We start from the raw sequence: 12,644 nt of genomic DNA, 5'->3' as shown, positions 1-12,644 counted from the left end.
AACGGACACTGAAAATCACTTGAACGGACATTGAAAATTGTTCAACTAACAATGAGAATAACTACCTATTACTATGAAAAACAAAAAAACATCACTTATCTATAAATTAGTTCTGATAATTTTGCTGTTTTCCGCTTCCGCGAAAGCGCAAATCCAAAAAACAGAACCTCCTTTTTGGTATGCAGGGATGAAAAATCCCGAATTGCAGATTATGTTCTACGGAAAAGACATTTCACAATACGAGACTTCTGTATCTAATAATGTGACGATCAAAAATGTCGAAAAAACTGAAAACCCAAATTATCTTTTTGTAACCATTGATACTAAAGATGTAAAAGCTTCTGAATTGGTTTTCTCCTTCAAAATCAAAAACAAAGTTGCCTTTACTCAAAAATACACGCTTAAAGAAAGAAGAGCCAATTCGGCAGATCGAAAAAGCTATGACGCATCGGATGTAATGTACCTCATCATGCCGGATCGTTTTGCCAACGGAAATCCAAAGAACGACAGTAATACCGCATTAACCGAAAAAGGGAACCGTCAGGATCCAAGTGGCCGTCACGGTGGAGACATCGAGGGAATCATTAAAAACCTCGATTATATCTCCTCTCTTGGGGCAACCACTATTTGGAATACACCCCTTTGCGAAGACAACGACAAACAGCACTCCTACCATACTTATGCACAATCAGACGTTTACAAAATCGATCCGCGTTACGGAACGAATGAAGATTATGTTCGTCTGTCGGCAGAAATGCATAAAAAAAACATGAAACTGGTTATGGATTATGTGACCAACCACTGGGGAATTACCCATTGGATGATGAAAGATATTCCGACCAAAACATGGTTCAATCAATTTGAGACTTTTACGCAAACGCACCACCGTCGTGAAGTAATTACCGATATTCATGCTTCAAAAATAGATCAGGAAGTTTGTGTTGACGGCTGGTTTGTGCCTTCAATGCCCGACTTGAACTTAAGAAATCCTTTGGTTGCCAAATACCTGACCCAAAATGCGATCTGGTGGATTGAATATGCCAATCTTGACGGATTCAGAGTTGACACTTACAACTACTCTGATCAAACCGCAATGGCCAATTGGGCAAAAGCAGTTACGAACGAATATCCTAATTTCAATATCGTTGGAGAAATCTGGATGCACAATCAGGCAAATTTAGCTTATTGGCAAAAAGACAGTAAAATTGGAGCAATCGAAAATTACAATTCCAATTTACCAAGTGTGATGGATTTTACACTTCAAAGTCAGATTAGTTCAGCTTTCAACGAAAATGAACCAAGCTGGGATAATGGAATGATTAAATTCTACAACAATTTCGCAATGGATTATTTGTATCCAAACACCAATAATATTTTAGTTTTTGCCGAAAATCACGACACCGACCGTATCAATCATAATTTTAAATATGATTTAGCAAAATACAAACTAACAATGACTTTATTGGCTACAATTCGTGGAATTCCGCAAGTATATTACGGTTCCGAAATTGGAATGGGCGGCGACAAAAGCAAAGGCGATGCCGACATTCGTCAGGATTTCCCTGGCGGATGGGCTGGCGACAAAAACAATGCTTTCATCAAAGAAGGCAGAACAGCTGAACAGGCTGCTTACTTTGATTTTACCTCTAAATTATTCCACTGGAGAAAATCAAACGAAGCTGTTCATTTCGGAAAAATGACACATTACATTCCGGAAAACAATACATATGTCTATTTCAGATATACAGATGCTAAAACCGTAATGGTCGTGTTCAATAATAACGCAAAAGAGCAAGTTGTAAAAACAAACCGTTTTAAAGAAAACATCAAAACTTTTAAAACAGGTAAAGATGTGATCACCGGAAAAACATTCGATTTGTCTTCTGAAATTACTTTAGAACCTAAGTCAGCACTGGTTTTAGAATTGGAATAAAAGCTTAACCGCAAAGTGAATTCGTGGCTATTTTTTTCAACATAATCCATGTCTAAAAAAATCCTAAATAATGAAAAAATACATTTTCCTTTTTTTACCTTTAGTATCCTTAATAATGAGTTGTTCTGGCTCAAAATCAGTTACAATGAATAACGATACTTCAAAAACACCCTTCATTTGGGAAGGAGCCAATGTTTATTTCTTACTTACCGATCGCTTTTATAACGGAGATACTTCTAATGACGTTAACTTCAACCGAACTAAAACTCCCGGAAAATTACGTGGTTTTGAAGGCGGTGATATCATCGGAATTACCCAAAAAATCGAAAGCGGTTATTTCACTCAATTGGGAATCAATGCGATCTGGTTAACTCCAATCGTAGAACAAATACACGACGGAGTTGACGAAGGAACAGGTCTTAGTTATGGCTTTCATGGCTATTGGGCAAAAGACTGGACGGCTTTGGATCCTAATTTCGGAACTAAGGAGGACTTAGCCAATTTAGTCAAAAAAGCTCATGCAAAAGGCATCCGCATTATTCTGGACGGTGTTATCAACCATACAGGTCCTGTAACTCCCGAAGATCCCGTTTGGCCTTCAGACTGGGTGCGAACAGGAGTGGTTTGTGATTACAAATCATTTGAAAATACAACCATGTGCACTTTAGTTGACAACCTTCCGGATGTAAAAACAGAAAGCACTCAGAATGTTGAATTACCATCGCTTTTAATCGAAAAGTGGAAAAAAGAAGGCCGTTATGAAAAAGAAATCGCCACACTGGATGAATTCTTCAAAAGGACAGGATATCCAAGAAGTCCCAAATATTACATCATAAAATGGCTGACAGATTATATTTCAGAATTTGGCATTGACGGTTACAGAGGAGATACTGTAAAACATACCGAAGAAAGTGTCTGGGCCGATTTTAAAAAAGAATGTGACTATGCTTTCGATAGTTGGAAAAAGAACCATCCTCAGGAAGTCTTGGACCAAAACCCTTTTTATACGATTGCCGAAGTTTACGGATATGGAATAAGTGGTGGTCAAGATTATGATTTTGGAGACCGTAAAGTGAATTATTTCCAAAACGGTTTCAACAGTATGATTAACTTCGAATTCAAGTGGAATGCCGCTCAGAACAATTATGAAAATTTATTTTCGAAATATTCCAATCATCTTCAAAATGATTTAAAAGGATATTCGGTTTTGAATTATATGTCCTCGCATGACGATGGTCAGCCTTTTGATGCCTATCGTGTAAAAAGTATTGAAGCGGGAACCAAACTGCTACTCTCCCCCGGAATGTCTCAGGTTTATTATGGTGATGAATCCAATCGCTCTCTGGTGATTGAAGGAACTCAGGGCGATGCCACTTTGCGTTCTAACATGAATTGGGACGATATTCAAAACAGTCCTGAAACTCAAAAAACACTTTTACACTGGCAAAAATTAGGACAGTTTAGAAGAAATCATCCCGCTGTGGGTGCAGGAATTCACCATCAGATTAGCGCACAACCTTATATTTTTTCGAGAACTTTCACAAAAGATACTTATAATGATAAAGTTGTAATTGGGTTAGATTTACCCAAAGGAAAAAAAGAGCTAACTGTTGGCGAAATCTTCCTAAACGGAACAAAATTAAAAGACGCTTACTCCAGCCTGAAAGTTGAAGTAATTAACGGAAAAGTAATTATTGATAGCGATTTCGATATCGTTTTACTGGAAAAAGAATAACGATTTTACCCCAGAGAAACGTAAAGATTCACAAAGTTTTTTTGCCACAAATTCACGAATTTTTATTTTCAAAGATTATAAAAAATAATTCGTGAATTCGTGGCTATTTAATTTTTAATAAATTCCTTGCTAACCTTGCGTAAAACTTTGCGACCTTTGCGGTTAGAAAAAATACTGCAAAATGCTAAAAATAGCACACAGAGGCGCAAAAGCTTACGAACCTGAGAACACTTTAAAAGCATTTCAGAAAGCGTTAGATCTCAATGCTGACGGAATTGAACTTGATGTTCACTTAAGCGCTGATGGACATATAATTGTAATGCACGATGAAACCATTGACAAAATGGCCAACGGAATGGGCGAGATCACTCAATATACCTTAGCCGAACTAAAATCATTTTTGATTGCCGGGCAATATGAAATTCCAACTTTAAACGAAGTTTTTGATCTGGTTGACAAAAAATGTTTCATTAATGTCGAATTAAAAGGTTTAGGAACCCCAAAAAAAGTTGTCGCATTAATTGAACAATATATCTCAGAAAAAAACTGGAACTACAATCATTTTATAGTTTCAAGTTTCGATTGGAATATGCTGCAGGAAACATCCTATTTAAATCCAAAAATTCCTATTGGTGTTTTAACAGAAGAAGATCTTGATACTGCTCTAGCTTTCGCCAAAACCATAAAAGCGAAAGCCATTCATCCTGATTATCACCTGCTGGATTTAGAAAATGTAAGCCAAATGCAGGAAAAAGGATTTCTCGTTTTCCCATGGACCGTTAATACGGAAGAAGACATTCAAAAAGTAAAGAATTATAATATAGACGGAATCATTTCTGACTGTCCGGACAAAATATAAGTTTAAAATAGCCCCAAATTCACGAAGTATTTTTTCTTATCTCTGAGAATAAAAAATTGTGAATTTGTGGCAAATAAAAAAATATGACTCAAAATTTCGACATAATCATCGTTGGCGGAGGTGCTGCAGGTTTTTTCACAGCGATTAATATTGCAGAGAAAAATCCTAAACTAAAAATTGCCATTTTAGAACGCGGAAAAGAAGTACTTTCTAAAGTTCGTGTTTCAGGCGGCGGAAGATGTAACGTAACGCATGCCTGTTTTGAACCGAATGAATTGGTTAAATTTTATCCGCGTGGCGAAAAAGAACTTCGCGGTCCTTTTCATCAGTTTTGCTCAGGTGACACGATCGAATGGTTCGAAAAGCATGGTGTCGAGTTAAAAATCGAAGAAGATGGCAGAATGTTTCCTGTTTCCAATTCCTCACAAACCATTATCGATTGTTTCTTAAGAGCAACCGAAAAACTAGGCATAAAGGTACTCACGGGACAAAGCGTACAATCGATTTTTAAAAAAGAAGATTGTTGGAAAATTGATACTCAAAATGAAAATTTCGCTGCCGAAAAATTAGTAATGGCCACCGGAAGCAATCCTAAAATCTGGGAAATGTTGCAAAACCAAGGGCATGCAATTGTAAGCCCGGTTCCCTCATTATTCACTTTCAATATCAAAGATCCCCGAATAAAAGAATTACCCGGTGTTGCAGCACAAGTCACTGTAACCGTAAAAGATACCAAACTCGAGTCGACCGGACCTTTGTTAATCACACATTGGGGAATGAGCGGCCCGGCCATTCTGAAACTTTCGGCCTGGGGAGCCCGTACCCTATTCGATAAAAATTATCAGTTTACTATTTTCGTCAATTGGTTAAATGATGTTGACACCGAAGATGCTGAAAAAATACTGAAAGAGCTAAAACAGGAACATGCGAAGAAAGCCGTTTCAAAAAAATCACCTTTCGATTTTCCGAATCGTTTGTGGGAAAGCCTGGTTCTGGCTTCGGGCATTGACACCGAAACCAAATGGGCCGATTTATCTAAAAATCAATTGCAACAGCTCGCTTCACAACTTACAAAAGCAACATTTCAGGTCAACGGAAAGAGCACTTTTAAAGAAGAATTTGTTACCGCAGGAGGAATCGATTTAAAAGAAATCAACTTCAAAACCATGGAAAGCAAACTACATGAAAACCTCTATTTTGCAGGTGAAATTGTAAACATAGATGCCATTACAGGCGGGTTTAATTTTCAAAATGCCTGGACAAGCGGGTTTATTTTGGCAAATGGCATTTAAATTTTTATTTACGCTTGTTTAAAAAACAGATTATACTCACACATTACAAACTAATTGCATATCCTTAACATGAAGAAAATTCTACTTTTAACTGCTGTATTCTTAACTCTATTTAGCTGCGAAAATGATAACGAACTTAAAGAAGATAAAATAGTTTTAAAGACAGACGTCATTGATGCTGAGTACTCAAAAAAAAGTGATCAAATCGTTTATATTTCATCAAATCCATCTCAAATTAATATCTTCAATACTAATTCAGAAACTACCGAAAGTATTCCATTGATACATAAACCGACCTGTCTATCTGTTTCTTTAGATGCAAAAACGGCAGTAGTGGGTCATGATGGTCATATAACATATATAAACCTAGCCACTAAATCAATCATTAATACTTATGACATTTCTTGTGATGCTCTTGATATTGTACTTGGGAATGATAAATGGGCATACGTTTTTCCTAAAAAAGATCAGTGGACCTATGTAAGAAGTATTAATATGAATTTGTTGCAAGACAATGAAGAACCAATAAATATTTACAATCAAATATACGCCGGAACAAAAGGAAGGCTTCATCCTTCAGGAAAATATATTTATGCACAAAATTCAACCTCAAGGGCTATAATAGAAAGGTTCAATATTCAAAATGGAAATATCGATAATAATTTTGAATCAAAATACGAAGAAGGTGGCTACGTCTTAATAAAAAGTATTTGGTTTTCAGAAGATGGTAATAGATTATTTTCCAGCAACCGATCTGTTTTAAAAACTTCCGAACTAAATAGCCAGGACATGGTATTTAACGGTAAAATCGAAGCAGATTTAAATTCAAATGTAGAGTGGCTGGATCATTCAGCGGCTAAAAATAATTTATACTTAATTCTTTCGAATGGAAATTATTATTCGCAGGTCAAATCTCCGTATATCTATGTCTATAATGATTCAAATCTCACTTTTAAAAGTAAATTAGAGTTAGAAAAATTTTCCAAAGTCAATAAAAATACTGTAACTTATTACGATGCAGAACCTCAGTTTGTATTTAGTGATTCGACCGGAGATAATCTATTTGTCATCACAAAAGCCGTTCAATCTGATTTAGATAATGAGTGGGGAATTCAAAAACTAAAAGTTCAGTAAAGCTTTTCCGTACTATTATATTCTTATTTATATTTGCATTTTTTAAAGAAGCTTTTACCGTCAAAAGCAATTAAATATTTTATCTTAATGAAAAAAATCATAACTCTTATAATTCTAACATTTACCCTTTTTAGCTGTTCAAGCAATGATTCAAAAGAGAACCCTAAAGATATTGAAAACGAAAATATTTCCTATTCAATACCTGACTCTTTAAACTTCAATACAGTAAATGACAAACTGATACTATCAATCAATAATGACGGTAAAACGACGATCAATTATAGCATTACCAGTTCAAAAAGTTATATTACACTTTCTTCAAACACAGGTAATATTACTGCTAATAATCACAGTGAGGTAGCTATTTCTGTAGATAGAAAAAATCTGGTTAGTGGTAAAGTGTTTTCTAAATTATATTTAAACATTAACAACAAGAAGGACTCTATTGTTGTGAGTGTCAATAATTTTATAGAGCAAAAAACGTTTTTGCAAACTGATGTTGTTGATGCCGAATTTTCCAAATCTACTAATCAATTGGTTTATGTTTCCGCAAGTCCTGCGGCGGTTAACATCTTAACCTCGGCCTCCGGAACAACTCAAAGTATTCCTTTATTATACGTCCCAACATGTATCTCCATTTCCCAAGACGGGAAAACTGCAGCCGTTGGACATGACGCACATATTACGTATATCGATTTAAATACTAAATCTGTAATAAATACTTACGATATATCATGTTATGCGATTGATATTGTACTCACAAGTAATAAGTGGGCCTACGTTTTTCCTGAACGGGATCAACGGGCGCAAATTAGATGTGTGAATTTGAATATACCAAATAACAACGAAAACCTGCACACCGGTAATCAAATATACGCAGGCACTAAAGCAAGACTACAACCATTCACCAATTACATTTATGGTGCAAACAATGGTTTAACTCCTTCTGATATTGAAAAATACAGCATTCAAAATGGCATTGCTCAATATGTGTATGACTCTCCATACCACGGAGATTATCCAATGAATGGAAATCTATGGTTTTCTGAAGATGGAACCAGAATATTTACACGAGGTAAGACAGTCCTAAAAACATCAGAAATCAGGAACCAGGACATGATATACAATGGAAAAATAAATACCGATTCAAATTCAAATATAGAATGGCTAGATCATTCATCAGCTAAAAATAATCTATATTTAATTTTAACGACCGGAGATTCCTGGACACCTAAAAAAGCTCCATTTATATACGTATACAATTCTAGTAATCTTACTTATAAAAAGAAAATAGAATTAGAAAAATATATGATAATTAGTAATAATGGTGTTGGAAAGTTCTACGATCCTGAACCCTATTTTGCATTTAGTGACTCTTCAGGGAACAATTTATTTGTTATAACAAAAGCCACAGGAGCAGGTTTAAACAAAGAATGGTCTTTTCAAAAAATTACCATAGAATAGCACTTTTCTTTTTTTATACAGTTAATTTGGGTCATAATTTATTAATCAGAATAAATTATGACCCAAATTAATTAACAAGACTTTACATCTTCACTAAGATTTCATTAAGACTATTCTAATAATTTTACTTTCAACTAATTACCACTAAATGAAAGTAAAATTACTCACTACAATTTCTTTTTTCACCTATCAGCTGTCTGTTTCACAATCAGAAAAATTACTTCACGGAAAAGTAATATCCAATAACAATCCACTTAATAAAGTCGAAGTCATAAACAAAACAGCTAAAACAAGCACAACAACTAATCATTTGGGAGAATTTTCTATTCTCGTTAGAAGTAAGGATAGCTTATTGTTTTTTTCAAAAGACTACTTTTTTACCCGACTAAAAATAACACAGGAAAACATCAATCAGAACAACATCGTAATTAATATGGTTATAAAACCGGAAGAATTAAATGAGGTAGTGATTACCAATATCAAATTTGATCCGGTAAAAATCTCTCAACAAGAAGCAGACGATATAAAATTGGCAAAAGATGCTGGCTCTTTACAAAAATACACCGGTGTTTACAACGGAACTATTACAAACGGTATCGATTTTGCAAGAATTGGAAAAGGTTTATACAATTTGTTCCGGAACAAAGACGATGAGCCGATCAAAAATAAAGCTCCCAAAACTAATTTTAAAAAGCTGCTGGCAACATCAATTCCAAATGATTTTTTCATCAAAGATTTACACCTGAAACCAGAAGAGAAAGATCTCTTTATTGAATTTTGTGATGCCGACCCAACATCTGAAACTCTTTTAAAAAACAACAATATCTTATCCACAATGGATTTTTTATTTGCCAAAAATGAAGAATTTAAGAAACTAAAAACCGATCGTATCAATTAATAATACACAAATTCAACATCCAGACTTTAGTATTCTCAAAGCTTCAATCATAAAAAATCCTGAAATCAAACCTTATCAATTCAACCACCAGATACTGGCATTTAAAACTGCAGCAAATGCTACCCAAACCATATACGGAATCAATAAATATCCGGCAATTTTATTGATTTTAATGAATTTCAAATAGGTTTCATAAATCATCAGCCATAAAAGTACAATTTCAATTAGGGCTAGCATTGGGTTCTTTAATTCGAAGAACAAGTAAGACCAGATCGCGTTTAACGTCAGCTGAATGATGAAGAAACCTAAAGCCATTTTCACCGTCTCTTTCTGCTCTTTTATTTTATCCCAAACCAGTCCCGCTGCAACCGCCATAAAAATATAAAGCAATGTCCAAACTGGCATAAAAATCCAATTAGGCGGATTAAAAGGAGGTTTTATAAGAGTAGGATACCATGTTTCAACACTTGGTCTTGTCACTATACTTGCAGAATACCCTACCATTAAACAAATAACTAATGCAATTGCAATTTTGGCTGCCTTGTTCATTTTACTATGATTTTTTTCCAAAAATAATCAAAAAGAAGGCGTAAATCCTATAATTCCCCTTCAGTTTGTTATTAGTGGGCACTTGACTTACATTTTCCAACAGAACTTATATGACGCAATATTTTAAAAACTATCTTTGCCAAAATTTTATAGTTCATGTTTACAGCAGCTGATTTTATTCCTAATACCTATACTTCATCCATCGAAAACGGAAATTTTGAATGGAGCGCACCCAGCAATATTGCGTTAGTAAAATACTGGGGGAAAAAAGACAATCAGATTCCGGCAAATCCTTCAGTAAGTTTTACGCTTAAAAATTGTAAAACGATCACTAAACTTGCTTTTGCAAAGAGAGAAACTTCTCCTGCAAGTAATTTCTCCTTTGATTTACTTTTTGAAGGAAAACCAAAGGAAGACTTCAAGCCAAAAATTCAAAAGTTTCTGGAACGAATTGAAATCTATTTACCTTTTCTGAAAGAGTATCATTTTACTATTGATACTCAAAATACCTTTCCACACAGTTCAGGGATTGCTTCCTCCGCTTCAGGAATGGCAGCTTTGGCAATGAATTTTATGAGTTTAGAGAAAGTATTAAATCCTGAAATGACTGAAGATTACTTTTACCAAAAAGCTTCTTTTTTAGCCCGTTTGGGATCCGGAAGTGCCTGCAGAAGTGTAAAAGGAAATCTGGTAGCTTGGGGAAATCAGGCAAATATTAAAGGAAGTTCTGATTTGTATGGTGTTGAATTCCCTTCTACCGTTCACGAAAATTTCAACAACTATCAGGATACCATTTTACTGGTTGATAAAGGTGAAAAACAAGTTTCCAGTACTGTTGGACATGATTTAATGCACAATCATCCCTACGCTGAAAGACGTTTTGCTCAGGCGCATGAAAATCTGGATCAGTTAATTACCATTTTTGAAAGCGGTAATCTGAACGAATTTATAAAAGTAGTCGAAAGTGAAGCATTGACATTACATGCCATGATGATGACTTCTATGCCCTACTATATTTTAATGAAACCGAACACCTTGCAAATCATTAATGCCATCTGGAAGTTCCGAAATGAGACTCAGATTCCGGTTTGCTTTACTCTTGATGCCGGAGCAAATGTTCATGTCCTCTATCCCGAAAACGTTAGCGATAAAGTACTACAATTTATTCAGGACGAATTAGTTGTATTTTGTCAGAATGGTCAGTACATTTGCGACGAAATTGGAGATGGTGCAATTGCATTGTAATTTTGCGTATCTTTAATTAAAATTTTGATTATGGACATTCAATTAGAAAAACGCGAAGCAATCAATATGCTTCAAGAAACAAATGATCCTTCAATCATTAAGGCGGTCATTGAATTGTTGACCAAAAAGAAAAAAGATTGGTGGGATGATTTGACAGATGCTCAAAAAGCAGTTATTAAATTAGGAGAAGAACAAATTGAAAAAGGTGAATTTTCCGATTTTGAAACGATGATGAAGAAACACATTTGAAAGAATGAGGCAAATTATAATTTCAGACCTCGCTCAATCAGCTATTGAAAATCTTCTAGAATATTTAGAAGTAAAATGGTCAGAGAGAATTCGGAAAAAATTTGCAATTAAACTATATCAAACGGTAAAAATTCTTCAAGTTAACCCTGAAGCATTTCCAAAATCTGAGCACAATAAAAAAGTACATAAATGTGTGATTACAAAACAATCAACATTATTCTATAAATTCAACAATAAAAGAATTGAGATAATTGCTTTTTTTGACACCAGACAAGACCCAAATAAAATAAAAAAAGACATAATATAAACATGAAAGGACCCTTATTTTACTCAAAAATATTACTCTTTGGAGAGTACGGAATCATCCGTGACTCTAAAGGACTTTCTATTCCTTATAATTTTTACAACGGTGCTTTGAAAAAAACCGAAGAGCCTTCGGCAGAAGCAATGGCATCCAACGCAAGCTTAAAACGTTTTGCAGCTTATCTTGAAACTTTACAGACAGAACAGCCGGATTTGGTTGCTTTCGATTTGATGGCTTTAAAGAATGATGTAGAAACCGGAATGTATTTCGATTCCAGTATTCCACAAGGATACGGAGTAGGAAGCAGTGGTGCACTTGTTGCCGCAATTTACGATAAATACGCTACTCATAAAATAACCGTTTTAGAAAATCTGACTCGCGAAAAGCTATTACAATTAAAGAATATTTTCGCTCAAATGGAAAGTTTCTTCCATGGAAAAAGCTCTGGTTTAGATCCTTTAAACAGTTACTTAAGCATTCCTATTTTAATCAATTCGAAAGATAACATTGAAGCAACCGGAATTCCAACTCAGAGTTTTGATGGAAAAGGGGCTGTATTTTTGTTAGATTCAGGAATTGTAGGCGAAACTGCTCCGATGGTTAACATTTTCATGGAAAGCCTGAAAGACAAAGGCTTCCGTACTATGCTTAAAAATCAGTTTGTAAAATATACCGATGCTTGTGTAGAAAACTTTTTACATGGTGACATGAAATCGTTGTTTACTAATACTAAAAAGCTATCAAAAGTCGTTTTAAACAACTTCAAACCAATGATTCCGGAACAATTTCATGGGATCTGGCAAAACGGAATTGACACGAATGACTACTATCTGAAACTTTGCGGTTCCGGAGGAGGCGGTTATATTCTGGGCTTTACCGAGGATTTGGAACGTGCCAAAGCATCTTTAAAAGATTATAAATTAGAAGTCGTTTATCAATTCTAAATCCTGTCTTTTAAAACCCGCTTTCTTTAAATAGGCCT

At 34.8% G+C, this 12,644-nt stretch carries 12 protein-coding genes; 11 read left to right on the top strand and 1 reads right to left on the bottom strand.

Going from position 1 to position 12,644, the window contains the following annotated elements:
- Positions 1-73 precede the first annotated feature (73 nt).
- The 7 genes from OLM58_RS09165 to OLM58_RS09135 all read left to right on the top strand — a co-directional run bounded on the left by OLM58_RS09165 (position 74) and on the right by OLM58_RS09135 (position 9,315).
- Positions 74-1,933, top strand: a complete 1,860-nt coding sequence (locus tag OLM58_RS09165; protein ID WP_264532045.1) for a glycoside hydrolase family 13 protein — start codon at positions 74-76, stop codon at positions 1,931-1,933.
- 70 nt (positions 1,934-2,003) lie between these two features.
- On the top strand, positions 2,004-3,668 hold the full coding sequence (locus OLM58_RS09160; protein ID WP_264532044.1) for an alpha-amylase family glycosyl hydrolase: 1,665 nt from the start codon (positions 2,004-2,006) through the stop codon (positions 3,666-3,668).
- A 181-nt stretch (positions 3,669-3,849) separates the two neighbouring features.
- Positions 3,850-4,527 (top strand): glycerophosphodiester phosphodiesterase, encoded by a 678-nt coding sequence (locus OLM58_RS09155; protein WP_264532043.1) that lies wholly within the window; start codon positions 3,850-3,852, stop codon positions 4,525-4,527.
- 83 nt (positions 4,528-4,610) lie between these two features.
- The gene (locus OLM58_RS09150) at positions 4,611-5,819 is read left to right on the top strand and encodes an NAD(P)/FAD-dependent oxidoreductase (protein ID WP_264532042.1); all 1,209 of its coding nucleotides are present in this window, start codon (positions 4,611-4,613) and stop codon (positions 5,817-5,819) included.
- Between the two features lie 69 nt (positions 5,820-5,888).
- On the top strand, positions 5,889-6,953 hold the full coding sequence (locus tag OLM58_RS09145; RefSeq protein ID WP_264532041.1) for a hypothetical protein: 1,065 nt from the start codon (positions 5,889-5,891) through the stop codon (positions 6,951-6,953).
- Between the two features lie 87 nt (positions 6,954-7,040).
- Positions 7,041-8,417, top strand: a complete 1,377-nt coding sequence (locus OLM58_RS09140; RefSeq protein ID WP_264532040.1) for a BACON domain-containing protein — start codon at positions 7,041-7,043, stop codon at positions 8,415-8,417.
- Between the two features lie 148 nt (positions 8,418-8,565).
- On the top strand, positions 8,566-9,315 hold the full coding sequence (locus OLM58_RS09135; protein WP_264532039.1) for a hypothetical protein: 750 nt from the start codon (positions 8,566-8,568) through the stop codon (positions 9,313-9,315).
- Positions 9,316-9,390: 75 nt separating this feature from the next.
- Here the strand turns inward: OLM58_RS09135 and OLM58_RS09130 are convergent, their stop codons facing one another.
- Positions 9,391-9,864 carry a TspO/MBR family protein gene (locus tag OLM58_RS09130; protein WP_264532038.1) on the bottom strand — a complete coding sequence of 158 codons (474 nt, stop codon included), beginning with the start codon at positions 9,862-9,864 and terminating at the stop codon, positions 9,391-9,393.
- 156 nt (positions 9,865-10,020) lie between these two features.
- On the opposite strand from OLM58_RS09130, the gene OLM58_RS09125 reads away from it, so the two are divergent.
- The 4 genes from OLM58_RS09125 to OLM58_RS09110 are packed head-to-tail and all read left to right on the top strand — an operon-like array spanning position 10,021 to position 12,606.
- Positions 10,021-11,109 (top strand): diphosphomevalonate/mevalonate 3,5-bisphosphate decarboxylase family protein, encoded by a 1,089-nt coding sequence (locus OLM58_RS09125; protein ID WP_264532037.1) that lies wholly within the window; start codon positions 10,021-10,023, stop codon positions 11,107-11,109.
- Positions 11,110-11,139: 30 nt separating this feature from the next.
- Positions 11,140-11,358 (top strand): hypothetical protein, encoded by a 219-nt coding sequence (locus OLM58_RS09120; protein ID WP_264532036.1) that lies wholly within the window; start codon positions 11,140-11,142, stop codon positions 11,356-11,358.
- 4 nt (positions 11,359-11,362) lie between these two features.
- Positions 11,363-11,665 (top strand): type II toxin-antitoxin system RelE/ParE family toxin, encoded by a 303-nt coding sequence (locus OLM58_RS09115; RefSeq protein ID WP_264532035.1) that lies wholly within the window; start codon positions 11,363-11,365, stop codon positions 11,663-11,665.
- A gap of 2 nt (positions 11,666-11,667) precedes the next feature.
- Positions 11,668-12,606: a mevalonate kinase gene (locus tag OLM58_RS09110; RefSeq protein ID WP_264532034.1), complete on the top strand. Its 939-nt coding sequence runs from the start codon at positions 11,668-11,670 to the stop codon at positions 12,604-12,606.
- Positions 12,607-12,644 lie beyond the last annotated feature (38 nt).

Source organism: Flavobacterium sp. N502540 (assembly GCF_025947365.1).
Taxonomy (GTDB): domain Bacteria; phylum Bacteroidota; class Bacteroidia; order Flavobacteriales; family Flavobacteriaceae; genus Flavobacterium.
This window is presented reverse-complemented; position numbering and strand designations above follow the sequence as displayed.